This is a genomic window from Pseudomonas sp. WS 5010, assembly GCF_012985565.1.
GTDB lineage: Bacteria > Pseudomonadota > Gammaproteobacteria > Pseudomonadales > Pseudomonadaceae > Aquipseudomonas.
In genome coordinates this window covers 489,192-515,550 of the sequence record NZ_JAAQWQ010000004.1, presented here as the reverse complement: position 1 = coordinate 515,550, position 26,359 = coordinate 489,192, and the positions used below count along the sequence as shown (strand labels likewise).

General features: G+C 62.8%; 27 protein-coding genes. 19 read left to right on the top strand and 8 right to left on the bottom strand.

Annotated elements, in window-relative coordinates:
* The first annotated feature begins 314 nt into the window (after positions 1 to 314).
* Positions 315 to 575 carry a type II toxin-antitoxin system RelE/ParE family toxin gene (locus HBO11_RS15545; RefSeq protein WP_169953841.1) on the top strand — a complete coding sequence of 87 codons (261 nt, stop codon included), beginning with the start codon at positions 315 to 317 and terminating at the stop codon, positions 573 to 575.
* A 14-nt stretch (positions 576 to 589) separates the two neighbouring features.
* Positions 590 to 877 (top strand): HigA family addiction module antitoxin, encoded by a 288-nt coding sequence (locus tag HBO11_RS15540; RefSeq protein ID WP_099168625.1) that lies wholly within the window; start codon positions 590 to 592, stop codon positions 875 to 877.
* A 73-nt stretch (positions 878 to 950) separates the two neighbouring features.
* Here the strand turns inward: HBO11_RS15540 and HBO11_RS15535 are convergent, their stop codons facing one another.
* The 6 genes from HBO11_RS15535 to pilG form a co-directional block, all read right to left on the bottom strand.
* Positions 951 to 1,406 carry a chemotaxis protein CheW gene (locus tag HBO11_RS15535; protein WP_169953565.1) on the bottom strand — a complete coding sequence of 152 codons (456 nt, stop codon included), beginning with the start codon at positions 1,404 to 1,406 and terminating at the stop codon, positions 951 to 953.
* Complete coding sequence (locus HBO11_RS15530) at positions 1,399 to 7,254, bottom strand: Hpt domain-containing protein (RefSeq protein WP_169953564.1); 5,856 nt, start codon at positions 7,252 to 7,254, stop codon at positions 1,399 to 1,401. The genes HBO11_RS15535 and HBO11_RS15530 overlap by 8 nt, the downstream gene beginning before the upstream one ends.
* Before the next feature lie 158 nt (positions 7,255 to 7,412).
* Positions 7,413 to 9,464: a methyl-accepting chemotaxis protein gene (locus HBO11_RS15525; protein WP_169953563.1), complete on the bottom strand. Its 2,052-nt coding sequence runs from the start codon at positions 9,462 to 9,464 to the stop codon at positions 7,413 to 7,415.
* Positions 9,461 to 9,997 (bottom strand): chemotaxis protein CheW, encoded by a 537-nt coding sequence (locus HBO11_RS15520; RefSeq protein WP_169953562.1) that lies wholly within the window; start codon positions 9,995 to 9,997, stop codon positions 9,461 to 9,463. The genes HBO11_RS15525 and HBO11_RS15520 overlap by 4 nt, the downstream gene beginning before the upstream one ends.
* A gap of 12 nt (positions 9,998 to 10,009) precedes the next feature.
* Entirely contained in the window at positions 10,010 to 10,375 is a 366-nt protein-coding gene (gene pilH / locus HBO11_RS15515; RefSeq protein WP_169953561.1) for a twitching motility response regulator PilH, read from the bottom strand.
* A 44-nt stretch (positions 10,376 to 10,419) separates the two neighbouring features.
* Positions 10,420 to 10,827 (bottom strand): twitching motility response regulator PilG, encoded by a 408-nt coding sequence (gene pilG, locus HBO11_RS15510; protein ID WP_032858786.1) that lies wholly within the window; start codon positions 10,825 to 10,827, stop codon positions 10,420 to 10,422.
* A gap of 238 nt (positions 10,828 to 11,065) precedes the next feature.
* Here pilG and gshB point away from each other — a divergent pair, with 238 nt between their 5' ends.
* The 7 genes from gshB (at position 11,066) to HBO11_RS15475 (ending at position 16,989) form a co-directional block, all read left to right on the top strand.
* Positions 11,066 to 12,019: a glutathione synthase gene (gene gshB, locus HBO11_RS15505; protein ID WP_029300457.1), complete on the top strand. Its 954-nt coding sequence runs from the start codon at positions 11,066 to 11,068 to the stop codon at positions 12,017 to 12,019.
* A gap of 77 nt (positions 12,020 to 12,096) precedes the next feature.
* On the top strand, positions 12,097 to 12,996 hold the full coding sequence (locus tag HBO11_RS15500) for an energy transducer TonB (protein WP_169953560.1): 900 nt from the start codon (positions 12,097 to 12,099) through the stop codon (positions 12,994 to 12,996).
* A gap of 100 nt (positions 12,997 to 13,096) precedes the next feature.
* The gene (locus HBO11_RS15495; RefSeq protein ID WP_169953559.1) at positions 13,097 to 13,666 is read left to right on the top strand and encodes a YqgE/AlgH family protein; all 570 of its coding nucleotides are present in this window, start codon (positions 13,097 to 13,099) and stop codon (positions 13,664 to 13,666) included.
* Entirely contained in the window at positions 13,666 to 14,103 is a 438-nt protein-coding gene (gene ruvX, locus HBO11_RS15490; RefSeq protein WP_005792259.1) for a Holliday junction resolvase RuvX, read from the top strand. The genes HBO11_RS15495 and ruvX overlap by 1 nt, the downstream gene beginning before the upstream one ends.
* 82 nt (positions 14,104 to 14,185) lie before the next feature.
* Positions 14,186 to 14,692, top strand: a complete 507-nt coding sequence (pyrR, locus tag HBO11_RS15485; RefSeq protein WP_169953558.1) for a bifunctional pyr operon transcriptional regulator/uracil phosphoribosyltransferase PyrR — start codon at positions 14,186 to 14,188, stop codon at positions 14,690 to 14,692.
* Positions 14,693 to 14,716: 24 nt separating this feature from the next.
* Entirely contained in the window at positions 14,717 to 15,721 is a 1,005-nt protein-coding gene (locus HBO11_RS15480) for an aspartate carbamoyltransferase catalytic subunit (RefSeq protein ID WP_038444135.1), read from the top strand.
* Entirely contained in the window at positions 15,718 to 16,989 is a 1,272-nt protein-coding gene (locus tag HBO11_RS15475; RefSeq protein ID WP_169953557.1) for a dihydroorotase, read from the top strand. The genes HBO11_RS15480 and HBO11_RS15475 overlap by 4 nt, the downstream gene beginning before the upstream one ends.
* A 128-nt stretch (positions 16,990 to 17,117) precedes the next feature.
* Here HBO11_RS15475 and HBO11_RS15470 read toward each other — a convergent pair whose 3' ends face one another.
* Complete coding sequence (locus HBO11_RS15470) at positions 17,118 to 17,546, bottom strand: TM2 domain-containing protein (protein ID WP_169953555.1); 429 nt, start codon at positions 17,544 to 17,546, stop codon at positions 17,118 to 17,120.
* A gap of 249 nt (positions 17,547 to 17,795) precedes the next feature.
* Here HBO11_RS15470 and HBO11_RS15465 point away from each other — a divergent pair, with 249 nt between their 5' ends.
* Positions 17,796 to 18,431 carry a C40 family peptidase gene (locus HBO11_RS15465; protein WP_169953553.1) on the top strand — a complete coding sequence of 212 codons (636 nt, stop codon included), beginning with the start codon at positions 17,796 to 17,798 and terminating at the stop codon, positions 18,429 to 18,431.
* 76 nt (positions 18,432 to 18,507) lie between these two features.
* Here the strand turns inward: HBO11_RS15465 and HBO11_RS15460 are convergent, their stop codons facing one another.
* A complete protein-coding gene (locus tag HBO11_RS15460) occupies positions 18,508 to 19,542 on the bottom strand; it encodes a type IV pilus twitching motility protein PilT (protein ID WP_169953551.1) in 1,035 nt (344 codons plus the stop codon).
* A gap of 57 nt (positions 19,543 to 19,599) precedes the next feature.
* Here HBO11_RS15460 and HBO11_RS15455 point away from each other — a divergent pair, with 57 nt between their 5' ends.
* From HBO11_RS15455 to HBO11_RS15415, 9 genes are all read left to right on the top strand, one after another.
* Complete coding sequence (locus HBO11_RS15455) at positions 19,600 to 20,286, top strand: YggS family pyridoxal phosphate-dependent enzyme (protein WP_169954934.1); 687 nt, start codon at positions 19,600 to 19,602, stop codon at positions 20,284 to 20,286.
* Positions 20,287 to 20,319: 33 nt separating this feature from the next.
* Positions 20,320 to 21,138, top strand: coding sequence for a pyrroline-5-carboxylate reductase (proC, locus tag HBO11_RS15450; protein ID WP_057440375.1), 819 nt, complete (start codon positions 20,320 to 20,322; stop codon positions 21,136 to 21,138).
* Between the two features lie 9 nt (positions 21,139 to 21,147).
* Positions 21,148 to 21,738, top strand: coding sequence for a YggT family protein (locus tag HBO11_RS15445; RefSeq protein ID WP_057440376.1), 591 nt, complete (start codon positions 21,148 to 21,150; stop codon positions 21,736 to 21,738).
* A gap of 162 nt (positions 21,739 to 21,900) precedes the next feature.
* Complete coding sequence (locus HBO11_RS15440; RefSeq protein ID WP_169954935.1) at positions 21,901 to 23,040, top strand: homoserine O-acetyltransferase; 1,140 nt, start codon at positions 21,901 to 21,903, stop codon at positions 23,038 to 23,040.
* Between the two features lie 7 nt (positions 23,041 to 23,047).
* A complete protein-coding gene (gene metW, locus HBO11_RS15435; protein ID WP_029300485.1) occupies positions 23,048 to 23,668 on the top strand; it encodes a methionine biosynthesis protein MetW in 621 nt (206 codons plus the stop codon).
* 21 nt (positions 23,669 to 23,689) lie between these two features.
* Positions 23,690 to 24,124 carry a DUF4426 domain-containing protein gene (locus HBO11_RS15430; protein WP_029300487.1) on the top strand — a complete coding sequence of 145 codons (435 nt, stop codon included), beginning with the start codon at positions 23,690 to 23,692 and terminating at the stop codon, positions 24,122 to 24,124.
* Complete coding sequence (gene rdgB, locus HBO11_RS15425) at positions 24,121 to 24,717, top strand: RdgB/HAM1 family non-canonical purine NTP pyrophosphatase (protein ID WP_169955044.1); 597 nt, start codon at positions 24,121 to 24,123, stop codon at positions 24,715 to 24,717. The genes HBO11_RS15430 and rdgB overlap by 4 nt, the downstream gene beginning before the upstream one ends.
* Positions 24,714 to 25,916: a radical SAM family heme chaperone HemW gene (gene hemW / locus HBO11_RS15420; RefSeq protein ID WP_262381048.1), complete on the top strand. Its 1,203-nt coding sequence runs from the start codon at positions 24,714 to 24,716 to the stop codon at positions 25,914 to 25,916. Before rdgB ends, hemW begins: the two co-directional genes overlap by 4 nt.
* Positions 25,917 to 25,934: 18 nt before the next feature.
* Positions 25,935 to 26,258 carry a DUF3392 domain-containing protein gene (locus tag HBO11_RS15415; protein ID WP_034116244.1) on the top strand — a complete coding sequence of 108 codons (324 nt, stop codon included), beginning with the start codon at positions 25,935 to 25,937 and terminating at the stop codon, positions 26,256 to 26,258.
* Positions 26,259 to 26,359 lie beyond the last annotated feature (101 nt).

Here is a 26,359-nt window from a genome sequence, read left to right as displayed (position 1 = left end):
AGACCGGGCATATCGGACCCCGGCAGACCCGAAGGTCTCCCACGCACAGCCGCCATAACAAACACAGCAGGCATAAAAAACGCCCGCTGAATGGCTATGGGCGTTGGTGCGCCGATATGTAACCGGACTTGCACGTCCGTGTCACCGTTTTTTGCGATGACCGACCAAGCCTAGGCGCGAAGGCGGCGAGCGACAAGTTCATGGGCGGCGCGAAAATGCGCGGGAAAAATCTGAAGGCATCATGCCGCATGATCATTCCTACAGATTTTTAGGGTTGTTGCTCGGATGGCACCTCTCTAGCCTTTGGAATTTGAATCATCTCACCAGCAGAACATTATGAAACAGGATCAACCAAAGGCATCAACGCGGGTCACGCGAAACGCTTGCGTCGTGTGCTGCTGATTCTGGATAGCGCAGGACACCCGGGCGAATTGAATCTCCCAGGATGGCGTTTTCATCGACTCAAAGGCGATCTGCTCGACTACTGCTCCGTCAGCATTAGCGGTAACTGGCGCATCATTTTTCGTATGCTTGATGATCACGTCGAACTGGTTGATTACCTTGACTACCATTGAACAGGGGCACGTACATGGGTATGCACAACCCGCCACATCCCGGCGAAATCCTGCTTGAGGATGTGATGCCCAGCTTGGGCATCACCATTACCGAAATGGCCCGGCGGCTCGGCTTTGCCAGGGAAACATTCTCCAGGATCCTGCATGGTCACGCACCAGTCAGCCCAGACCTTGCCGTGAGGTTGGAGCGGGCAGGCATCAGCAAAGCGCGGTTATGGTTGTCGATGCAAAGTACCTACGATCTTTGGCAAGCAGAGCACCGTGAACAACCGGTCATTGAGCGTTTTGCGCAGATTAAGTAAGGTTTGGCGCCAAGCCAGCTCCCACACAAGCCAGCTCCCACATTGGGTCTTCAGAGGTGCTGAAAACGGTTGTTCACGCCAACCCAGCCTCGACCAGCAGCGCTTCCAACCCCATCAGATCCGGCACTTTCGCCACATGCTCGCCGACCTGTACCGCCGCCAGTTCCAGCGGTGATAGGGGTACGTCCACGTAGCTCAACTGGCTGTCGAGCTTGTACGAGCGGGGAATGCCCTGGATCACCAGCGCGATGAACTTCAAGGTCGGGCGCCCGCCTAGGGCGTTGAGCACGACGATCCGTGCGCGTTCGCTGACAACGCTGGTACCACCGCAGGCCGCTTCGAAGCTGATCAGGGGCAGTTGCTGGTCGCGCCAGGTCACTTGCCGCAGGTACCAGGGCGGAGCGTCGCTGGCCGGTTCGCCGCGCTGGAAGTCGATCAGCTCGGCCACCGCTACGTTGGGCAGCAGCAGGTGGCGGTCGGCCAGGGGCAGCAGCAAGCCGGTGAGTTGGCTGGTGCGGTGGTCAAGCATGTTTCGGGCTCCAGTAGGCGATGCTTTCGAGCAACACCGACTCTTGATAGGGCTTGCCAAGGTAGTCGTTGACCCCAATCGCCATGGCCCGATCGCGGTGTTTCTGGCCGGTGCGCGAGGTGATCATGATGATCGGCAGGCGCGCAAGCCGTGGGTCGTTGCGCACCTGGATCGCCACTTCGAAGCCATCCATGCGCGGCATTTCGATGTCCAGCAACATCAGGTCCGGGGTGTGTTCTTCGAGCAGGGCGATGGCGTCGATGCCGTCCTTGGCAGTCAGTACGTTCATGCCGTTGCGCTCGAGCAGGCGGCTGGTGACTTTGCGTACGGTCACCGAGTCGTCTACCACCAGCACCAGCAATCGCTGTTTTTTCTGCGGCTCGTTGACCGCCAATGCCGTGTCCGCCGCCTGGGCCGGCAAGGCCGGGGCCAGGGCGCGGATATGTGCCAGCAGGTCGATGATCAACACCACCCGGCCATCGCCGAGGATGGTCGCCCCGGACAGCCCCTGCACCGCCGCAAACTGCGGGCCCAGGCCCTTGACCACGATTTCCCGGGTGCCGGCCATGTCGTCCACCTGCACCGCAATATATCGCTCGTTGCATTGCATCAGCAGCACCGGCAGCGGCTGGTTCTGCCCCAGCAGCTTGGGCCGGGCCACGGTGTGCAGCAGCTCGCCCAGGTAATACAACTCGTAGCGCTGGCCGGCGTATTGATATACCGGCGGGTCCAGTTGGTAGTGCCCTTCCAGCTCATTGGGCAACACGCGCACCAGGCCCTGGATGGTGTTCAGCGGGATCGCGTACTGATCTTCCGCGCACTGCACCATCAACGCCCGGTTGACCGACACGGTGAACGGCAGGCGAATGCGAAAATGCACGCCCTGCCCCGGCGTAGAGTCGATCACCATGCTCCCGCCGAGCTGGCGCACTTCTTCATGCACCACGTCCATGCCCACGCCGCGCCCGGAAATCTGGGTGATTTTTTCGGCGGTAGAAAACCCCGGCTGCAAGATGAACTGCAACACATCGCGATCGCTGATCTCCATCTCCGGGTCCAGCAGGCCACGCTTGATCGCCTTGCGCCGCACCGCATCCAGCGGCACGCCAGCGCCGTCGTCGCGCATGTCGAAGATGATGTCGCCACCTTCATGGCTCAGGTCCAGGGTGATCCGGCCCTTCTGCGGCTTGCCCGCCAACAGCCGTGCATCCCGCGATTCCAGGCCATGGTCGACGGCGTTGCGCAGCATATGCTCCAGGGGCGCGGCCATGCGCTCCAGCACGTTGCGGTCCATCTCGCCCTCGGCATTGCCGACCACAAATTCCACGTCCTTGCCCAGCTCGCCGGCCACTTGCCGCACGATACGCTTGAGGCGCGGCAGCATGCGCTCGAACGGCACCATGCGCGTGCGCATCAGGCCTTCTTGCAGCTCGGTGTTGATCCGCGCCTGTTGCTGCAACAGGTTCTGCGCGTCCTGGTTACGCTGGTCGAGGGTTTCCTTGAGGTCCAAAAGGTCCGAGGCCGACTCGGACAACGCGCGGGACAGCTGTTGCAACTGGGAATGGCGATCCATTTCCAGCGGGTCGAATTCTTCGTAGCCCAGGCGCTCGGTCTCGGCGTGCTGGCGGCTGAGGATACGGCCCTGGGTCTCGGTATCGAGGCGGCGCAGTTGGTCACGCATGCGCTCGATGGTGGTTTCCACCTCACTGAGGGCGGCGCGGGCGTCGTTGACCTGCTGCTCGATGCGCCCACGGAAAATCGAGGTTTCGCCGGCGAGGTTGACCAGGTCATCCAGCAGCTCGGCAGAGATTTTCACCATGTCCGCGCCCGGCTCGCTAGCGGCCGGGGCTTCGGGTTTGCTGGCGGCCATGGCGATCGGTGCGGCCTGGTCTTCGCTGGGCTGGACCAGGCTTTTGATGCGCTCGATCAGGCGCTCCACCGAACCGACCGGCAACCCCGCCGCCACTGCCTCGACCATCTGCGCCAGGCGGTCATGGCAGCCCTGCAGCAGCGCAAACAGCTCGCTGGTGGGCGCCAGCAAGCCCGCCGACAGGCCTTCGTAGAGAAACTCCAGTTCGTGGGCCAGGTCGCCAATCGGGCCGATCTCGACCATCCGCGCGCCGCCCTTGAGGGTGTGCAGGTCGCGTAGCAGGGTCTCGACTTCCTGGCGGCCCTGGGGCTCGGCCTGCCAGCGCGACAGTGCGGCGCCGGAGCTGTCGAGGATGTCGGCCGCTTCCTCCAGAAAGATGTCCAGCAGCTCCGGATCACTGCCGCCGCCCTGTGCATCGGGCGGTGTGGGTAGCGCCACCGGCGCGGCGTTCTGGCGCACCTCGCGCAAGCGGCCAATCAGGGCGCTGGAATCACTCAAGGGTTGCTGCTCTTGCAACTGCTCCAGTTGCAAGGCCAGGTGTTCATGGCTGTCCATCAACACTTGCGCCATTTCAACGGAGTAGTTGTAGCGCCGGTCCACCAGGCCTTCGTAAAGGCTTTCCAACTCTTGGGCCAGATCGCCCACCGGGCCGATTTCGGCCATGCGCGCACCGCCGCGCAGGGTGTGCAGGTCGCGTTGCAGGGACGACAGCGGCGCCACGCCGTCGGGGTCCAGCAGCCAGCGCTTGAGGGACTGCCCGGCGCTGTCGAGGATATCCACCGCTTCTTCAAGGAAGATCTCGACGATCTCATCGTCCACCGCCCAGTCCTGCTGCAACTGCGAGGTGGCCGCGCCCAGTTCGGCAATGCTCAAGGCGCGACTGCCATCGGTTTTGATCAGGCCGGTGGCGCTGGGGTCGAGCCCTTCATCGAGTAACTCGCGCAAGGCTTTCATGCGCGCCGGCGCCGGGCAGACCTCCTGGCCGGCGGCCAGTTGGTCGAGCATGTTGATCAGGGCTTCATGGGCCTGTTCGGCCTCCTGGAAAAATCGCTCGCTGACCGCCAGGCTGCTTTCTTCCACCGCGCCATACAGGTCGAGCAAGGCTTCGCACAGTTCATCCATCGGATGCAGTTCGGCCAGGTGCGCGCCCTCGCCCAGGGTGGTCAGCTCGTCCAGCAACGCACTGAGCTCCTGGCGCTCGCCAGGGTGTTGTTGCCAGCGCCGCAGCAGGCTTTCGGCATCGAGCAGGATGTCCATGCCCTGGGCCAGGAAGTTGCTGATCAACTGTGGGTCGCGCTTGACCCGCAGGCCGGCGCTCGGCGCATTGAGGAAGGCTTCGAGCTGGCCGTCGAGGCGCGCCTGGGTGCGCTCGATCAACGATTGCGCACCGTCGATGGGCGCCAGGGGGTCACTGTCCAACTGGCGCAGGCCGCGCTGGAACAGGGCTTCGCCCTCCAGCAGCAAGTCGATTTCATCCAGGTCCAGGGCCAGGCGATGGGCCTTGTATTCGCGGGTCAGGTGGTCCAGCGGCCGCGCCAGCTCGGCGATGGGCAAGACGCCCGCCATGTAGGCACTGCCCTTGAGGGTATGCAGGGCACGTTGCAGCTCATCGCTGACAGGCAGCGGCATCTGCTCGGTGGCCTGGTGCAAAAACCGATTGAGGCTGTCCAGGTGACTCTGTGCTTCGTTGCGAAAGATCTCCAGCAGCAGTGGGTCGAGCGCGCTGTCATCCTGAGCCACGGCTGGCGGTAACGGCGCGCCACTGGCCAGGGCATGGGCGCGTGCGGCAAGGTGGTCGACATCATCGCGCTGGCGCTGGGTGTCGGCGGCGAACTCGGCGATCAAGGCCGGCAGCAGCACCAGCACGTCATCCAGCACGGCCTGGACCTCGGCGCCCGGCGCGACCACCCGCTCGAGCACGCGGTTCAGCAGGTTTTCCACGGCCCACGCCAACTCCGCCAACACCAGGGCACGCACCATGCGCCCGCTGCCCTTGAGGGTATGGAAGGCGCGGCGCATGTCGCTCAGGGCGGCTTTATCTTCAAGGCTGGCGGCACCTTGGGGCACCAGGCGCTGCAACACGTCCAGCACTTCGGCGGTTTCCTCCAGGAACACTTCGCGCAGTTCATCATCCACCGACTCTTCATCGGCTGGCGGCGGCAGCAGGCTGCCCGGGCGTTGCAGGGCCGGTGGGTTGAGACGTGGGGTCGGGCTGGCCAGGGCCTGCGCCAGGGTCTGGGAATCGACCGGCAATTCATCGTGCGGTGCCGAGGGTTCCTGGCGCCAGGCTTGCTGCGCGGGCAATGGCGCATAACCTAGCGCCGCGAGCCCTTCAAAAGCGATATCCAACACCCGCTCACCCGGTGCATCCGGGTCCTGCAGCATGCGCTCCAGGTAGTGTTCCAGGCTGGTGAGCACATCGGCGCAATGCTCCAGCTGCGCCGCCGGCGGCGCGGTGTCATGGCCCATCCACTGTTCATCGACGTAAATCTTGAAACCACGCACCAGGCTCGCCGCGCGCGGCAGCGGGATCATCGCCAGGGCGCCACGCACCTGGGTCAGCAGCTCTGGCAGGGACTCCAGGCGCTGTGTATCCCATTGCGCCTCAAGGCAGTCGATGACCAGCTCTCGCGCCTGCTTGAGGCACTGGCATGACTCCTTGATCACCAATTGGTGGATCTGGGTCAGGTCGGTGGTGGGCAGGCGGCTGTCTTCACGGTTTTGCGGTTCGACGGTGCCGACCATCCCGGCCAGCGTCGCCTCGACATACAGCAACGCCCCGGCCACATCCATCAACACGGCATCATTGGGCTCGCGCTGCCCCTGGGCCAGGCCCTGGACCACCGCCAATTGGTCGATGATCACTTTGCGCGGCTGGCCAAAGCCCAATACCGCCAGGGTATCGGCGATCTGCCGCAACGGCGCCAGCAGGCTGTCCAGGCCAGAGATGTGTTGGCGGTCGCTGCGCACGAACAGGTCCAGGCGCTCCTTGACCCGCACCAACTCCTCACACAATGCGCCGAGCACCGAGCCCATGGCGTTGCGGTCCGGCCCGGCCAGGCGCGCGCGCTCGGCATCGACCACGGTGCTGTCGGGCAAGGCTTCATCCAGGCCGTAGCGTTCCTTGAGGCTTTGCATGCGCGGTGTCGGCCGGGTGACTTTGGCGATGTAAAACAGCAGGCTCTTGAGCAGTTGGTCGGGCGCCGGGGTGTTGATCCCTTCGATGCCCTGGATTTGCAGGCGCTTGAGCACCTTGTCACAGCTCTTGAGCAGGCTGCGCAACGCCGGGCTATTGGCGATAACGCCGGTGAGCATGCCTTCGGCCAGCGCCGAGGTGACTTGCCACAACGCCAGCAACGGCGCGCCGTGACACAGCGCTTCCAGTTGCGCGAAGACCCGCGCCATGTCTTCCAGGTTGCTCGGGCCGTGGTCTTCACGCAGCAGCCCGGCCAAGCCCTGTTGCAGCATTTGCCGCCATTGCTGCAGTTGCTCGGCAAAATCAGCCGGCGCTCGTTGGGCCAGGGCATCATCGGGCAGCGGCGCGATCACCAGCAGTTGCGGGCTGAACAGGCTGGTTTCCGAGAGCAGGCTTTTGCCGTGCACGCTGCGCAGGTCGTTGAGCAGTGGCAACACCACCAGGGGCAGGTCGCGCCGCGCGCTGTGCACACGGTCCAGGTACAACGGCAGTTGGCCGAGGGCCTGTTGCAGCAGGCGAATGCCTTCTTCACGCTGGCTGACACGCCCGGCTTGCAGGGCCAGGGCCAGGTGCTCCATTTCTTCGGCGAGCAGTGCCGCGCCGTAGAACTCGACCATTTGCAGGGCACCGTGGACCTGGTGAATGCCCTCCAGGCACTGCGCCAGGGCTTGCTCGCTGGCGTCCTCGGCAAAGGCGTCCAGCGCCGCACGGGCCTGCTTCAGGGTGTCGGCGATCTCGCCCTTGACCCATTCGAGGGCGACGTAGTCGTGCCGGTCAACCATAACGACTCCCGTCTGAATGGGTGAAAAGTGAGAATCCATGTGGGAGCGGGCTTGCTCGCGAAAGCGCTGGGTCAGTCGGCACATTAGGTGACTGATACACCGCTTTCGCGAGCAAGCCCGCTCCCACATTTAGATTGCGGTGGTTTTGGGGGGGCATGTCATTCATCGGTCTTGCGCACGGGCGGCAGGGTGAAGCCCGATACCGAGCGGCGCAACTGGCTGGCCATTTTGGCCAGGTTGCCAATGCTCTCGGCGGTGGCCGTGGAGCCCGATGAGGTCTGGCTGGTGATCTGCTGGATCACGTTCATGGTCAGGGAGATCTGCCCCGCCGACGAGGTTTGCTGCTGCGCGGCGTTGGAGATGCTCTGGATCAGCGCGGCCAGGGTCTTGGACACCCCCTCGATTTCTTCCAGGGCCACCCCGGCGTCCTGGGCCAGGCGCGCGCCACGTACCACTTCGGTGGTGGTCTGCTCCATGGAGATCACCGCTTCGTTGGTGTCGGTCTGGATCGCCCGCACCAGGTTCTCGATCTGCCGGGTAGCCGCCGACGAGCGCTCGGCCAGGCGTTGCACTTCATCGGCCACCACCGCAAACCCGCGCCCGGCGTCACCGGCCATGCTCGCCTGGATCGCGGCATTGAGGGCGAGGATGTTGGTCTGCTCGGCGATGTCGTCGATCAGGCTGACGATGTCGCCGATTTCCTGGGACGACTCGCCCAGGCGCTTGATGCGCTTGGCGGTGTCCTGGATCTGCTCGCGAATGTTGTCCATGCCGTGGATGGTGTTGTGCACCACCTCGTTGCCCTTGTTGGCGATCTCCACCGAGCGCTCGGCCACCGCCGAAGACTCGGCGGCGTTGGCCGATACCTGGTCGATGGATTGGGCCATCTGGTTGATCGCCGTCGAGGCTTCGGCAATCTGCTGGGCCTGATGCTCCGAGGCCTGGGCCAGGTGCATGGCGGTGGCCTGGGTTTCCTGCACGGCGCCGGCCACTTCACCGGCGGTGAGGTTGATGGTCGCCACCAGGTCGCGCAACTGGTCCACCGAATAGTTGATGGAGTCGGCGATGGTGCCGGTGAAGTCTTCGGTCACCGAGGCGGTCACGGTGAGGTCGCCGTCAGCCAGGTCTTCGATTTCGTCGAGCAGGCGCATGATCGCGTTCTGGTTGCGTTCGTTTTTCTCGGCGGTTTCGCGCAGCTGGCGATTGGTCTCGCGCACCATCACCAGGCCAATCAGGATGATTGACGCCAGCGCCAGCAAGCCCAGGACATAGCCGCCGATGGTGTCGAGGGTGCGCCCGCCGGCCAGGTTTTCAAAACCGGTGGCCAGGTGCGAGGCTTCATCGAGCAGGGTTTGCGACAGGCTGAAGATGTTGCTTGCCGAGGCGCGCACCTGGAACAGTTGCGGCGAGGTTTCGAGGATTTCATCCACGGAGCCGGAGACAAACTCGAACAGCTCGGCAATCTCCGCCAGGCGCGCACGGGCATCCGGGTCCTGCACTTCGCTGATCTTCAGGCCTGCGCTGCCCTGGAGCATGCCGGCCAGGACCTGGCCAAAGCGGTTGGCATCGCGGCCAAAGGCGTCGGCGGCCTTGACCGCCGTGTCATCCCCCGCCAGCACGGTGTTGACCGCCCCCAGGATGCGCTCGGCCAGCAGCGACTGGCGCTGGGCCACGGCCACCTGGCTGGCGGGCGCGCCGCGCTGCAGCAGGATCTCGACGACCTTTTCCGACTCCAACTGCAATTGCGGCACGGTTTCGGCCAGGGTCGCCGCCACTTGATGCAGGGACAGCACCGTCTGCTCGCTGGCCAGGATCACGTCGGTGTTCTTCAGCAAGGCTTCCCAGTCATGCTGCACGGCGCGCATTTCGCTGCGCACGGCGCTGGGCGCAGCGGGCAGGCCGGTGGCCGGGTCGCCTTTTTTCAGGTAGCTCCAGCGCTGGGCAAAATCATTGCGCGCCTCGCTCAACAGCTTGAACGCGGCGGCCTTGCCGGCTGCGGCCTCGGTGGCGTTCTTGGCAATGCGCTGGGACAGCACGCGCAGCTCGCCGGCGTGGCCGATGTACTGCTTGTCGTAGGTGGACTGGGTGTTGAGGTACGCGAAGTTGGCGAACAGCAGCATGATGAAGATAATCAGCGCGATAAACAGCACGATGATCTGCGAGCGGCTACGGGAGGCTTCCTGCGGTTTGACGGGCGTGGCGGTGCTCATGCGGCAACATCCAGAAAGCCCGGGGCCTGGGCCAGGGCGAAGGGGCTGAAGACCTGCCACAGCGGGTCGCCGCTGAACTGGCCTTGGATAAACGCGGCGCTGGCCGCGGGCACGCTGGCCGATACCGGGCGCAGCTGGTCCTGGGCGAAGTGCTGCAGGCCGACCACCTCATCCACCAGCAGGCCGACGAAAGTGTCTTCGTGTTCGATCACCAGCACCCGGCGCTGCTTGCGCGCCGTCGACAGCTCATAGCCGAAAAACCCGCACAGGTTGATCACCGGCAGCAAGCGCCCGCGCAGGTTGGCCACGCCCCTGACCCAGGGCTTGACCCCGGGCATCAGGGTGCAGCGCGGTTCATGCAGTACCTCGGCGACTTCGCCCATGGGCGCCACATACCAATGCCCGCCCAGGCGAAAGCCAATGCCGCTCCAGCTGTGCGAGCGAGTTTCCTGGGACGGCAAATCAGCGGCCAGCAGGCGGCAACGGCGGTCGATGTCCAGCAGCAGCTCAAAGGCGGTTTGCGACTCGGTCATGGGAACGTGCCGTCAGGACTTGAGCACCGAGTTCAGCACTTCGATCAGCTTGTCTTCTTCCACCGGCTTGGTCAGGTACGCCTTGGCGCCCTGGCGTGCGCCCCAGATCTTGTCGGTTTCCTGGTCCTTGGTGGTGACGATGATGATCGGGATACCGTTGGTTTCCGGCTCCTTGGACAACTGGCGCGTGGCCTGGAAGCCATTGAGGCCGGGCATGACGATATCCATCAGGACGGCGTCGGGTTTTTCCTGGCGGGCCAGGGCCACGCCATCGGCGCCATTCTCGGCCTTGAGGACTTGGTGGCCGTGCTTTTCCAGCATGCCGGTCAGTTTGTACATTTCAGTCGGCGAATCGTCGACGATCAGAACGCGTGCCATGGTTTTCCCCACTACATTGGTTGACGCAAGCCCAGGGGGCTGGGTCAATGTGCTTGTTCTACTGCGGCGAAACCCGGCACATAGGCCTTGATCGCACTGAGCAGTTCTTCCTTGCTGAAAGGCTTGGTCAAAAATTGATCGACGCCGACGATGCGCCCCTTGGCCTTGTCGAACAGGCCGTCCCTGGACGACAGCATGATCACCGGGATGGCCTTGAACGCCGGGTTGTTCTTGACCAGGGCGCAGGTCTGATAGCCATCCAGGCGCGGCATCATGATGTCGACAAAGATAATGTGCGGGTGATGGTCAACGATCCTGGCCAGGGCATCAAAACCGTCGATGGCCGTGATGACTTCGCACCCCACGTTCTTCAACAGCGTTTCAGCGGTGCGGCGAATCGTTTTCGAGTCGTCGATCACCATCACTTTCAAGGCGTTGGAATGCTGTTCCATATCTGCTCTACCATCGCCACAGCGAATCGGGTTTCGGTGTGTACTGCCGGATGCTGCCTGGGACGAGCGCCAAAACCCTTGCCATGCAAGGGCCGACACGCCATGGCAGCCTTTTTAGCACAGACTGGGGAGGCAATCTATCGGCCGACCGGCAAGGTGGTTTTTCCTTGACCCACAACAGCCGCAGCGCCACTCTGACGCCACTTTTATGCGCCCTTATTTGCTAGAGGAATTCCCCATGAGCGTTCGCGTCGGCATTGTCATGGACCCTATCGCCAGCATCTCCTATAAAAAGGATAGCTCGCTGGCCATGCTGCTGGCCGCCCAGGCCCGCGGCTGGACCCTGTTCTATATGGAACAGCGCGACCTTTACCAGGGCGATGGCGAGGCGCGGGCGCGGATGCGCCCCTTGCAGGTGTTCGCCAACCCTGAGAAATGGTTTGAGCTGCAAGACGAGATCGACAGCCCCCTGAGCGACCTGGACGTGATCCTGATGCGCAAGGATCCGCCGTTCGACATGGAGTTCGTCTACTCCACCTACTTGTTGGAGCAGGCCGAGCGCGCCGGCGTGCTGATCGTCAACAAGCCGCAGAGCCTGCGCGACTGCAACGAAAAACTGTTCGCCACCCTGTTCCCACAGTGCACGCCGCCGACCGTGGTCAGCCGCCGCGCCGATGTGCTGCGTGAATTTGCCGCCAAGCATGGCGATGTGATCCTCAAGCCGCTGGATGGCATGGGCGGCACCTCGATCTTCCGTCACCGCGCGGGCGACCCCAACCTGTCGGTGATCCTTGAGACCCTGACCGCCCTGGGCACCCAGCAGATCATGGGCCAGGCCTACCTGCCGGCAATCAAGGACGGTGACAAGCGCATCCTGATGATCGACGGCGAGCCGGTGGATTATTGCCTGGCGCGTATCCCGGCGGCCGGCGAGACCCGAGGCAACCTCGCGGCCGGTGGTCGTGGCGAAGCCCGCCCGCTGAGCGACAAGGACCGCTGGATCGCCGCCCAGGTTGGCCCGACCCTGCGGGAAAAGGGCCTGCTGTTTGTAGGCCTTGACGTAATTGGCGAGCACCTGACCGAAATCAACGTGACCAGTCCCACCTGTATCCGCGAAATAGACAACGCGTTCGGCACCAATATCGGCGAAATGCTCATGGCGGCAATTGCCGACAAGCTACAAGCCAAGTGACATAGAACAGCCAGATGTAAACCAACATTGCGCTATCATGCGCCACCCGTGAGACGCGCGATGTTGGTTTTCCTGTTATGACGCTTCCGTCCGACCTGCCCCCCGAACTCAGCCACAGCGGCGTACGCCCGGCTGATCGGCTCGGATTTACCCTGTTCCTGGCAGCGCTGATTCATTTGGCGTTGATCCTCGGCCTGGGCTTCACGTTCGTCGAACCCCAGCAAATCAGCAAAACCCTGGAAATCACCCTCGCCACCTTCAAAAGTGAGAAAAAGCCCGAGAAGGCTGACTTTCTGGCGCAGGACAACCAGCAGGGCAGCGGCACCCTGGATAAAAAGGCAGTGCCCAAGACCACCGAAGTGGCGCCCTTCCAGGACAACAAGATCAATAAGGTCACCCCGCCTCCAGCGGCCAAGCCCGAGGTCAAGCAGGCCGCGCCCAAGGCCGCCGTCGCCACCATTGCGCCAAAACCCCAGAAGGCCGTGACCCAGCGCGAAGCCGTGAAGACCGAGCCTGTGCCGAGCAAGCCCGCACCGACATTCGACAGCTCGCAACTTTCCAGCGAAATCTCCAGCCTGGAGGCCGAACTGGCCAACGAACAACAGTTGTATGCCAAGCGCCCGCGCATCTATCGGCTCAATGCCGCCTCTACCATGCGCGACAAAGGCGCCTGGTATAAGGACGAATGGCGCAAGAAGGTCGAGCGCATCGGCAACCTGAACTACCCGGACGAGGCCCGGCGCCAGCAGATCTACGGCAACCTGCGCCTGCTCGTATCAATCAACCGCGACGGTTCCTTATATGAAGTGCTGGTGCTGGAGTCGTCCGGCCAGCCATTACTGGACCAGGCGGCACAACGCATCGTGCGCCTGGCCGCACCGTTCGCCCCGTTTACCGGCGACCTGAACGATATCGACCGCCTGGAAATCATCCGCACCTGGCGCTTTGCCAAGGGCGACCGGCTTTCCAGCAATTGACTACCCCACGCTCGCTCCTACACGGGCAACAAATCCGCTAACCGTATTCCTACACATCCCCAGCTTGTCAGTTCGCCCCTCCAACGCCACACTAGCGGACATGAAAAATGTCAGCCCGACTTACCTCAAGCACCAATTCCTGATCGCCATGCCCCATATGGCCGACCCGAACTTTGCGCACACCTTGACCTATATCGTCGAGCACACGGCCAATGGCGCCATGGGGCTGGTGGTCAACCGACCGCAAGACCTGAACCTGGCGGATATCCTTGAGCAACTGCGCCCGGAGATCGATCCACCCGCCAGTTGCCAGGCGGTGCCGATCTACTTCGGTGGCCCGGTGCAGGCTGACCGCGGCTTCGTGCTGCATCCCAGCGGCCCGACGTTCCAGGCAACCGTCGACCTGGAGGGCGTGTCGTTGTCCACTTCCCAGGACGTGCTGTTTGCCATCGCTGATGGCGCCGGCCCGCAGCAGAGCCTGATCACCCTGGGTTACGCGGGCTGGGAGGCCGGGCAACTGGAAGAAGAGCTGGCCAACAATGCCTGGCTGACCTGCCCCTTCGATGCCGACATTCTGTTCAACACCGCCAGCGAACTGCGCCTGAATGCCGCGGCCAAGCAGTTGGGGGTCAACCTCAACCTGCTGACCAGCCAGGTGGGGCACGCCTGATGGCCTTGCGACTGATCCTCGGGTTTGATTACGGCACCAAGCAGATTGGCGTGGCCGTGGGCCAGGTCATTACCGGCCAGGCCCGCGAGCTGTGTACCTTGAAGGCGCAGAACGGCATACCGGACTGGAATCAGGTCGAAGCCCTGATCAAGGAATGGAAACCCGACGCCGTGGTGGTCGGCCTGCCGCTGAACATGGACGGCACCCCCAGCGACATGTGCCTGCGCGCCGAAAAGTTCGCCCGCCGCCTCAACGGCCGCTACAACCTGCCCTTCTATACCCACGATGAACGCCTGACGACCTTCGAGGCCAAGGGTGAGCGTCGCGACCGTGGCGGGCAGAAAGGCAGCTACCGCGACAACCCGGTCGACGCCATTGCCGCCGCCTTGCTGCTGCAGGGTTGGCTGGATGAAAACACCGCTTTATTTGAATCCTGACTGACGCGGCTTGCCGCGTCTTCTTACGTTTGAGCCCGGACTTTGCCAGCGTCACGCTGCCCAAGCCCTTGAAGGAGCCACCATGAGCCTGCCCAATCCCGCCGAACTGATCCGTCAGATGGCGACGAGCCTCACGACCCACCTGCAACACCGCGCCATCAGCGAGCCGCGTTTCATCGGTATCCGTACCGGTGGCGTGTGGGTCGCCCAGGCGTTGCTGCAAGAGCTGGGCAGTGATGCGCCCCTGGGCACCCTGGATGTGTCCTTCTACCGCGATGACTTCAGCCAGAACGGCCTGCACCCGCAAGTGCGCCCGTCAGCGCTGCCCTTTGAAATCGAAGGCCAGCACCTGGTACTGATCGATGACGTGCTGATGAGCGGGCGCACCATCCGCGCCGCCATGAACGAGCTGTTCGACTACGGCCGCCCGGCCAGCATCACCCTGGTCTGCCTGCTCGACCTCGAGGCTGGCGAACTGCCGATCAGCCCGGATGTGGTGGGTGCGACCCTGTCGCTTTCGGCCCAGCAGCGGGTAAAATTGTCCGGTCCCACGCCGCTCGAACTCGAACTGCAAGACCTCGCCCTTTAAACCGCCTTGTAAAGAGTCCCCGCGATGACGCCTCTAGATGCCAAGCGCCCGCTGCAGCTCAACGCTCAGGGCCAGCTGCAACACTTCCTGTCCCTCGACGGCCTGCCCCGCGAATTGCTCACCGAAATCCTCGACACTGCCGACTCGTTCCTTGAAGTCGGCGGCCGGGCGGTGAAGAAAGTCCCGCTGCTGCGCGGCAAAACCATTTGCAACGTGTTCTTCGAGAACTCGACGCGCACCCGCACCACCTTCGAACTGGCGGCCCAGCGCCTGTCAGCCGACGTGATCACCCTGAACGTCTCCACCTCGTCGGCGAGCAAGGGCGAAACCCTGCTCGACACCCTGCGCAACCTGGAGGCCATGGCGGCCGACATGTTCGTGGTGCGTCATGGCGACTCGGGCGCGGCGCACTTTATCGCCGAGCACGTGTGCCCACAGGTGGCGATCATCAACGGTGGCGATGGCCGCCACGCCCACCCGACCCAGGGCATGCTCGACATGCTCACCATCCGTCGGCACAAGGGCGGCTTTGAAAACCTCTCGGTGGCCATCGTCGGCGATATCCTGCACTCGCGGGTGGCACGCTCGAACATGCTGGCCCTGAAAACCCTGGGCTGCCCGGATATCCGCGTGATTGCGCCGAAAACCCTGCTGCCGGTAGGCATCGAGCAATACGGGGTGAAGGTCTACACCGACATGGCCGAAGGCCTGAAGGATGTCGACGTGGTGATCATGCTGCGCCTGCAACGCGAGCGCATGGCCGGTGGCCTGCTGCCCAGCGAAGGCGAGTTCTACCGCCTGTTCGGCCTGACCACCGCACGCCTGGCCGGCGCCAAGCCGGATGCCATTGTCATGCACCCAGGCCCGATCAACCGGGGGGTGGAGATTGAGTCGGCGGTGGCCGACGGTCCGCACTCGGTGATTCTCAACCAGGTCACCTACGGCATCGCGGTGCGCATGGCCGTGCTGTCCATGGCCATGAGCGGGCAAACCGCCCAACGTCAATTCGAGCAGGAGAACGCCCAGTGAAGCTCAGCATTCTCGGCGCCCGAGTCATCGATCCGGCCAGCGGCCTGGATCAAGTCACTGATCTGCACCTGGAAGCCGGCAAGATCATCGCCATCGGCGCCGCCCCCAGTGGTTTCAGCCCGGTTCAGAGCATCGACGCCAAAGGCCTGGTGGCCGCGCCCGGCCTGGTAGACCTGAACGTGGCCCTGCGCGAGCCGGGCTACAGCCGCAAAGGCAGCATCGCCAGCGAAACCCGCGCCGCCGCTGCAGGCGGTGTCACCAGCCTGTGCTGCCCGCCGCAGACCAAACCGGTGCTGGACACCTCGGCCGTGGCCGAGCTGATCCTCGACCGCGCCCGCGAGGCCGGCAATTGCAAAGTGTTCCCCATCGGCGCCCTGAGCAAAGGCCTGGATGGCGAGCAACTGGCCGAGCTGATTGCCCTGCGCGACGCGGGTTGCGTGGCCTTCGGCAACGGCCTGGAGAGTTTCCGCAGCACCCGCACCCTGTGCCGTGCCCTGGAGTACGCGGCCACCTTCGACCTGACGGTGATCTTCCACTCCCAGGACCACGACCTGGCCGAAGGCGGCCTGGCCCATGAAGGCCCTACCGCCAGCTTCCTCGGCCTGGCAGGCATCCCGGAAACCGCAGAAACCGTGGCCCTGGCCCGTGATCTGCTGCTGGTGGAACAAAGCGGCGTGCGCGCACACTTCAGCCAACTGACCAGCGCCCGCGGCGTAGCCTTGATCGCCCAGGCCCAGGCCCGTGGCCTGCCGGTGACCGCCGATGTGGCGCTGTACCAGTTGATCCTGACCGATGAGGCATTGATCGACTTCTCCAGCCTGTACCACGTGCAACCGCCACTGCGCACCCGCGCCGACCGTGACGGTTTGCGTGCGGCGGTGAAGTCCGGGGTGGTTTCGGCGATCTCCAGCCACCACCAGCCCCACGAACGGGATGCCAAGCTGGCACCGTTTGGCGCGACAGAGCCTGGGATCAGTAGCGTCGAGCTGCTGCTGCCACTGGCAATGACCCTGGTGGAAGATGGGTTGCTGGACTTGCCAACGTTGCTGGCACGCCTGAGCTCAGGCCCGGCGCAAGCGCTACGCCTGCCGGCGGGCAAGCTGGCGGTGGGTGCGGCGGCGGACCTGGTGCTGTTTGACCCGGCCAGTTCTACTGTCGCCGGCGAGCAGTGGCTGTCCCGCGGTGAAAACTGCCCGTTCATCGGCCATAGCTTGCCGGCGACTGTGCGCTACACCCTGGTGGATGGACGGATCAGCTACCAGGCCTGACCCGCTAAAGTGTGGGGGCTAGCTTGTGTGGGAGCTGGCTTGCCTGCGATTGCATCACCTCAGTGTCACTGACATACCGAGGTGCCCGCATCGCAGGCAAGCCAGCTCCCACATGCGCCCAGCGACGCTTACCGCCCGCCCAGGCGCTCGGCATTGCGCACCGAAATCTGCGTGTTCAGTGTCCAGAAGTCATACAGCACGCCAATCAGGAACAAGCCGCCGGTCACCAGGTACAACAAGCCGGTGAGCCATTTGCCCTGGTACATGCGGTGCAAGCCAAATACCCCCAGAAACGCCAACAGAATCCACGCCACGTTGTATTCAATCGGCCCGGCGGTAAAACGCAGGTCGGCTTCACGGTCCATTGCCGGGATCAGAAACAGGTCGATCAACCAGCCAATCCCCAGCAAACCAAAGGTGAAGAACCAGATCGTCCCGGTCACCGGCTTGCCGTAGTAGAAGCGGTGCGCCCCGGTAAAACCGAAGATCCAGAGCAGATAACCGATCATCTTGCTGTGAGTGTCCTGTTGCGAAACATCCTGTCGATAGGTGTTCATGAATGACCTCTTTTGCCTTGATAGATAAATATTTCTGGTTTCTTTGTGACTTTTTTACAGGCACCTGACGTACGGCAAATGCTATCGTCGCTTCCCTCAAAGCCTTATGCCGCCTGACTTGTGTAGGACAATTGCGACAGTTCGTCGCGGTTTTCCTGATTTTGACGTCAAGGTTCAGTCGACAAACGGCCTGAGAAAGACACTAAAAGCTGTTATAAAGTTGCGCGCAAACCAACAAGAGCCTGCCTTATGCGACCATTTTTAAAGACATGGCTAACCATTTGCCTATTGATGCCACTGGCCGCCCACGCCACCAATCGTGAGCAACGACTTCCGAACGTTAATGGTTTCACCCCTAAAATTCACGCCACTACCAGCTCCGCCAAATCGGTAAAGCTCAGCGTCAAGCGCCCGGCTCAACTGAGCAAGGCCAACGTTAAAGCAGTTCCCGGCCTGGTCGCGAGCAATAACCAGCAAAGCAGCAAAGTCTTGAGCCGCGCGGTCAACGTGCTCGGTACCCCTTATCGTTGGGGCGGCAGCAGCCCAAGTAAAGGCTTTGATTGCAGTGGTTTGGTGAAATACGCGTTCAATGATGTAGCTGCGGTGGACTTGCCACGCACCTCCAATGCCATGGCCAGCGGCCACGGGCAGAAGGTTGATCGCAAGGATTTGAAGCCCGGCGACCTGTTGTTCTTCAAGCTCAAGAGCCGCCAGGTCAACCATGTAGCCATTTACCTGGGCAACGACCGTTTTATCCACGCACCGCGCCGTGGCAAGTCGGTCAGTATCGACACCCTGAAAAAACCGTTCTGGAACAAGAACTACGTGATTGCCAAGCGCGTGCTGCCCAAAGAGCAGAACAACCTGCGGATTGTGCAGCGCTGACAGTAAATGCAAATGTGAATGCTGGCTTGTGTGGGAGCTGGCTTGCCTGCATCCCAGGCAAGCCAGCTCCCACATCCTATATATCTGCTGGCACCCGCGCCTGCCCCCGCGCCTCTTCGCGACTAATCAGCCCCTGACCGACCAACCCCTTCAAGCTCATATCCAACGTTTTCATCCCCAACGCCCCACCTGTCTGGATCGCCGAGTACAACTGCGCCACCTTGTCCTCGCGGATCAGGTTACGGACCGCCGGCGTGCCGAGCATGATTTCATGGGCCGCCACGCGCCCGCCGCCGACTTTGCTCAATAACACCTGACTCACCACCGCCTGCAGCGACTCCGAGAGCATCGAGCGGACCATGGCCTTTTCCCCAACCGGGAACACATCCACCAGCCGGTCCACGGTCTTTGCCGCCGAACTGGTGTGCAGGGTGCCAAACACCAGGTGCCCGGTTTCAGCCGCTGTCAGGGCCAGGCGGATAGTTTCCAGGTCGCGCAACTCCCCCACCAGGATCACATCCGGATCTTCGCGCAGAGCAGAACGCAGGGCCGACGAAAAGCTGTGGGTGTCGCGATGCACCTGGCGCTGGCTGATCAACGCCTTGCGCGGTTCGTGGACAAACTCGATGGGATCCTCAAGGGTCAGGATGTGCTGCTGGCGAGTGTTGTTGAGGTAATCGACCATCGCCGCCAGGGTGGTGGACTTGCCCGAGCCCGTGGCACCTGTCACCAGCACCAGCCCCCTGGGCAGCTCGGCGATGCGCCGGAATACATCGCCAAGCCCCAAGGCTTCCAGGCTTTGGACCCGCGAGGGGATCGCGCGAAACACCGCGCCCATCCCCCGGTGCTGGCGGAACACATTGGCGCGAAAGCGCGCGACACCCGGCACTTCAAAGGAAAAATCCGTTTCAAGAGATGTTTCGAAATCCTTTTGTTGGTGTTTATTGAGGATCGGGCTGAGCAGGTCGGCCAGTTGGGCAGCACTCAGCACCGGCCAATCCAGCGGCAGAACCTCGCCATCAACGCGCACCCTCGGCGCCAGCCCTGCCGACAGATGCAGGTCGGAGGCGCCCCGGCTGACACTTGCGGCCAGCAGTTCAGTGATGTCCATAGGGCTATCCATTTCCAGTAGAATGCCGCGGACTCCATATCCACGGGCGCAACTTGAATGTCGACCATAGCAGACAATATCGGCCTGGTTAGTGAGCGCATCCGTGCCGCGGCCCGGGCCGTGCAGCGCGATGAAAGCAGCGTCCACTTGCTGGCCGTGAGCAAGACCAAACCCGCGCAAGCCGTGCGCCAGGCCCATGCCGCAGGGATACGCGACTTCGGCGAGAACTACTTGCAGGAAGCCCTCGGCAAACAGGCCGAATTAACCGACCTGCCCTTGAGTTGGCACTTCATCGGCCCCATTCAATCGAACAAGACGCGCGCTATCGCCGAGAACTTCGCTTGGGTGCACTCCGTGGACCGCCTGAAAATCGCCCAACGCCTGTCCGAACAACGCCCGGCCGACCTGCCCCCGCTCAATATCTGCATCCAGGTCAATGTCAGTGGCGAAGCCAGCAAATCCGGCTGTACACCCGCCGATTTGCCAGCATTGGCCGAGGCGATCCAAGCCCTGCCCCGCTTGAAGCTGCGCGGCCTGATGGCGATCCCCGAGCCCACCGACGACCGCGCGCAGCAAGATGCGGCGTTTGCCGCCGTACGAGACTTGCAAGCGAGCCTGGACCTGGGGCTCGACACACTTTCCATGGGCATGAGCCATGACCTTGAGTCGGCCATTGCCCAAGGGGCCACCTGGGTGCGGATCGGTACCGCCCTGTTTGGTGCCCGCGACTACGGCCAGCCATGAAATGGCTGACTTCCAACTGAGTAAGGACCTGTCATGAGCAGCACGCGTATAGCCTTTATCGGCGCCGGTAACATGGCGGCCAGCCTGATCGGCGGCCTGCGGGCCAAGGGCCTGCAAGCCTCGCAGATTCGCGCCAGCGATCCGGGCGCCGAGACCCGTGCCCGGGTGAGCGCAGAACACGGTATCGAAACCTTCGCCGACAACGCCGAGGCCATCCAGGGCGTCGACGTCATCGTGCTGGCAGTCAAGCCACAGGCCATGAAGGCCGTGTGCGAAGCCCTGCGCCCAAGCCTGGCGCCGCAGCAACTGGTGGTGTCGATTGCCGCCGGTATCAACTGCGCCAGCATGAACAACTGGCTCGGCGCCCAGCCGATCGTGCGTTGCATGCCCAACACGCCATCATTGCTGCGCCAAGGCGTCAGCGGCCTGTACGCCACCGCCCAAGTGAGCGCCGCCCAGCGTGAGCAGGCCCAGGAGCTGTTGTCGGCCGTGGGCGTGGCCCTGTGGCTGGAAGAAGAACAGCAACTGGATGCCGTCACTGCCGTGTCCGGCAGTGGCCCGGCGTATTTCTTCCTGCTGGTCGAAGCCATGACCGCCGCCGGTGTGAAACTGGGCCTGCCACGGGAAATCGCTGAGCAACTGACCCAACAAACCGCCCTCGGCGCCGCGCATATGGTGGTGTCCAGCGATGTGGACGCGGCCGAGTTGCGCCGGCGCGTGACCTCGCCCAATGGCACCACACAGGCGGCCATCGAATCGTTCCAGGCCGGGGGCTTTGAAGCCCTGGTCGAAAAAGCACTGGGTGCCGCCGCGCACCGCTCGGCTGAACTTGCCGAACAACTGGGTCAATAAGGAGCCAATATGATTGGTTTGAACACCGCCGCCGTCTATGTACTGCAAACCCTCGGCAGCCTTTACCTGCTGATCGTGCTGTTGCGTTTTGTCCTGCAACTGGTACGCGCCAACTTCTACAACCCGCTCTGCCAGTTCGCCGTGAAGGCCACCCAGCCACTGCTCAAGCCGCTGCGCCGGGTGATCCCGAGCCTGTTCGGCCTGGACATGTCTTCGCTGGTCCTGGCGATCCTGGTCCAACTGGCGCTGATGGCCCTGACGCTGCTGCTGACCTACGGCACCATGGGCAATTTCCTGCAACTGCTGGTCTGGGCCCTGATCGGCGTGACCGCGCTGTTCCTGAAGATTTTCTTCTTCGCCCTGATCATCAGCGTGATCCTGTCGTGGGTCGCACCGGGCAGCCATAACCCAGGTGCCGAGCTGGTCAACCAGATCTGCGAACCGGCCCTGGCGCCATTCCGCAAGATCCTGCCAAACCTGGGCGGCCTGGATATCTCGCCGATCCTTGCGTTCATGGTGCTCAAGCTCCTGGATATGCTGGTGATCAACAACCTGGCGGCAATGACCATGATGCCGGACATCCTGCGCTTGCTGATCTGACCTTTGTAGGAGCCGGCTTGCCGGCGATGGCACCCGCGAAAACGCCATCGCCGGCAAGCCGGCTCCTACAGAAACAAGCCGTCATCAGCCAGGACAAGGTTCGCTTGCCGCTAGCCCCCCCTCTCTTTAGACTTACGCCTCATTTAAACGAGAGCAGGGTCGATGCCAGCTGCCTTCCCCCCCGATTCTGTTGGACTGGTCGTGCCCCAAGTGGCGCACTTCAGCGAACCCCTGGCCCTGGCCTGCGGTCGATCGCTGCCGGCCTATGACCTGATCTATGAAACCTACGGCGAGTTGAACGCCACGGCCAGCAATGCCGTGCTGATCTGCCACGCCCTGTCCGGCCATCACCACGCCGCTGGCTACCACAGCGCCGACGAGCGCAAGCCCGGCTGGTGGGACAGCTGCATCGGCCCCGGCAAGCCCATCGACACCAACAAATTCTTTGTGGTCAGCCTGAACAACCTTGGCGGCTGCAATGGCTCCACCGGCCCCAGCAGCCTCAACCCGGAAACCGGCAAGCCGTTTGGCGCCGACTTCCCGGTACTGACCGTCGAAGACTGGGTGCACAGCCAGGCACGCCTGGCCGACCTGCTGGGCATCCAGCAATGGGCAGCGGTGATCGGTGGCAGCCTGGGCGGCATGCAGGCCCTGCAATGGACCATCACCTACCCCGACCGCGTGCGCCATTGCCTGGCCATCGCCTCGGCCCCCAAGTTGTCGGCGCAGAACATCGCCTTCAACGAAGTGGCGCGCCAGGCGATCCTCACCGACCCCGAGTTCCACGGTGGTTCGTTCCAGGAAGCCGGGGTGATTCCCAAGCGCGGCTTGATGCTGGCGCGGATGGTTGGGCATATCACCTACCTGTCGGATGACTCCATGGGCGAGAAATTCGGCCGTGGGCTCAAGAGCGAGAAGCTCAACTACGACTTCCACAGCGTCGAATTCCAGGTCGAAAGCTACCTGCGTTACCAGGGCGAGGAGTTTTCCGGGCGTTTTGACGCCAACACCTACCTGCTGATGACCAAGGCTTTGGACTACTTCGACCCGGCGGCAAACTTTGACGACGACCTGGCGAAGACCTTCGAGGGGGCCAGCGCCAAGTTCTGCGTGATGTCGTTCACCACCGACTGGCGCTTTTCGCCGGCCCGCTCGCGGGAACTGGTGGATGCGCTGATGGCCGCCCGCAAGGACGTGTGCTACCTGGAGATCGATGCACCGCAAGGCCACGACGCCTTCCTGATCCCGATCCCGCGCTACCTGCAGGCGTTCAGCAACTACATGAACCGCATTACATTGTGAGAAAGCCATGAGAGCCGACCTGGAAATCATCCAAGACTGGATCCCCGCCGGCAGCCGCGTGCTCGACCTGGGTTGCGGCGATGGCGAACTGCTGAGCTGGTTGCGCGACAACAAGCAAGTCACCGGCTATGGCCTGGAAAACGACCCGGACAACATCGCCCAGTGCGTGGCCAAGGGCATCAACGTGATCGAGCAGGACCTGGACAAGGGCCTGGGCAACTTTGCCAGCAACAGCTTCGATATCGTGGTGATGACCCAGGCCCTGCAGGCCGTGCACTATCCGGACCGGATCCTCGACGAGATGTTGCGCGTCGGCCGCCAGTGCATCATCACCTTCCCCAACTTCGGCCACTGGCGCTGCCGCTGGTACCTGGCCACCAAGGGCCGGATGCCGGTATCGGACTTCTTGCCGTACACCTGGTACAACACGCCCAACATTCACTTCTGCACCTTCGAGGACTTCGAAGCACTGTGCAGCGGGCGCGAAGCCAAGGTGATCAACCGCCTTGCCGTCGATCAACAGCATCGCCACGGCTGGGCGAGTAAGCTATGGCCTAATCTTTTGGGTGAAATCGGGATTTATCGGGTCAGCAGTCCTGGCCTGACCGACCACCAGATTGCCGTCTAACCATTTTCGAGGAGGACGATCATGAGTCGCCTGGCTATTTTTCTACTCACCGCCTGCCTGGGCGCCAGTGCCATGGCCGCCGGCCCTATCGACAGCAATCGGCAAAAGGCATTTGGTGATATCACCGTGCACTACAGCACCTTCACCTCCAGCTTCCTGCAACCCGAGACAGCCCAGGCCGTGGGCGTAGTGCGCAGCAAGAACAAGGGCATGATCAACGTTTCGGTGATCAAGGGCGTGGAGCCCGTGGCGGCGCAAGTGACCGGCACGATCAAGGACCTGACCGGCAAAAGTGAAATGCTGACCTTCAAGCAAATCACCGAAAAAGGCGCGATCTACTACCTCGCCCCCTACTCGGTGCCGCAGCAGGAATTCCGCACCTTTACCATCAATGTTGAAACCGGCGGCAAGGCCCACGGTTTCAGTTTCACCCAAGAACTGTTCCCGGCCGAATAATGAACCTGACACAACTCGTACTGGCCAGCCATAACGCCGGCAAACTCAAGGAACTCCAGGCCATGCTCGGCGAATCGGTGCAATTGCGCTCGATTGGCGAGTTCAGCCAGGTGGAGCCGGAAGAGACCGGCCTGTCGTTCGTCGAAAACGCCATCCTCAAGGCCCGCAATGCCTCGCGCATTTCCGGCCTGCCGGCACTGGCCGACGATTCGGGCCTGGCGGTGGACTTCCTCGGCGGCGCTCCTGGCATCTACTCGGCGCGCTATGCCGACGGCAAAGGCGACGCGGCGAACAACGCCAAGCTGCTGGACGCCCTCAAGGACGTGCCGGACGCGATGCGCGGCGCGCAGTTTGTCTGCGTGCTGGCGCTGGTGCGGCATGCCGACGACCCGCTGCCGATCCTCTGCGAAGGCTTGTGGCACGGGCGCATCCTGCATACGGCCAGCGGCGAGCACGGGTTTGGCTATGACCCGCTGTTCTGGGTGCCGGAGCGCAATGTGTCCAGCGCCGAACTGAGCCCCGCCGACAAAAACCAGATCAGCCACCGCGCCCGCGCAATGGATTTGCTGCGCCAGCGCCTGGGCTTGAAATGACCCACAACACCTCCGCGCAGCCCCTGATCCTCGGTGGCGCGCAAACACCTCGGGCGGCCTTGCCAGTGCTGCCGCCCCTGGCGCTGTACATCCACATCCCGTGGTGCGTGCGTAAATGCCCCTATTGCGACTTCAACTCCCACACCGCCAGCAAGGTGTTGCCGGAAGAAGAGTATGTCGACGCGCTGCTGACGGACCTGGATCAGGACCTGCACGCGGTGTATGGCCGCGAGTTGAGTTCGATCTTCTTTGGCGGCGGCACGCCAAGCCTGTTCAGTGCGGCGGCGCTGGGCCGGTTGCTGGAGGGCGTGGAGCAACGTATCCGGTTTGCCAGCGATATCGAAATCACCCTGGAAGCCAACCCCGGCACCTTCGAGCAAGAGAAGTTCGTCGCCTACCGCAAGCTGGGGATCAATCGCCTGTCGATTGGCATCCAGAGCTTCCAGCAGGAAAAGCTCAAGGCCTTGGGCCGCATCCACAACGGCGACGAAGCCGTACGCGCCGCCGGCATGGCACGCCAGGCCGGGTTCGATAACTTCAACCTGGACCTGATGCACGGTTTGCCCGATCAATCCCTGGACGACGCCTTGGGCGACCTGCGCCAGGCGATTGCGCTCAAGCCGACCCATCTGTCGTGGTACCAACTGACCCTGGAACCCAACACCGTATTTTGGAACCAGCCGCCGACGCTGCCGGAAGACGACACCCTGTGGGATATCCAGGAAGCCGGCCAGGCCCTGCTCGCCGAACACGGCTACGCGCAATATGAAGTCTCGGCCTACGCCCAGCCGGGCCGGCCCGCGCGGCATAACCTCAATTACTGGAGTTTTGGCGACTTTATCGGCATCGGCGCCGGCGCCCACGGCAAGCTCAGCCATCCAGACGGGCGCATCGTGCGCACCTGGAAGACCCGCGCACCGAAGGACTACCTCAACCCGGCAAAAAGCTTCCAGGCAGGCATGAAAGAGCTGACCAACGAGGAACTGCCCTTCGAGTTCCTGATGAACGCCCTGCGCCTGACCGAGGGCGTGGAAGCCAAGCTGTATGCCGAGCGCACCGGCCTGGACCTGGCCAGCCTGGATCAAGCCCGCAGGGATGCCGAACAAAGTGGCTTATTGCAGGTCGAACCGTCACGCCTGGCGGCCACGGACCGTGGGCAACTCTTTCTCAATGACCTGCTGCAGAAGTTTTTGAGCTGATCGCTCTAAGGAAATCGAATGGATCTGGTACTCGACCTGCTCGCCACCGTATCCCGCTGGAGCCGTAGCAACCTGTCGGAAATATCCCTGGCGCTGGTAGGCTGCCTGTTGGTGCTATTCGGCGCCGACATCAAGGGCTGGGTCGAAGCGCGCCTGGGCAGCATCGCCGGCGCCTTGCGCGTACCGTTGATGGCCCTGCTGTGCATGATCGGCAGCGGCGCCGCGCTGATCTACGCCACGCCGTGGATTGTGCGGGGGTTGAGCCAGTTCAATAACTACAGCCTGGCACCGGTGCTGTTGGTGGTGCTGGTGTTGATTGGCGTGGTTGCCGACCGCCGCTGACTCAAAGCCCACCACAAAACAACTGTAGGAGCTGGCTTGCCTGCGATAGCGTCACCTCGGTGTATCAGTGATACCCAAGTGACGCTATCGCCGGCAAGCCA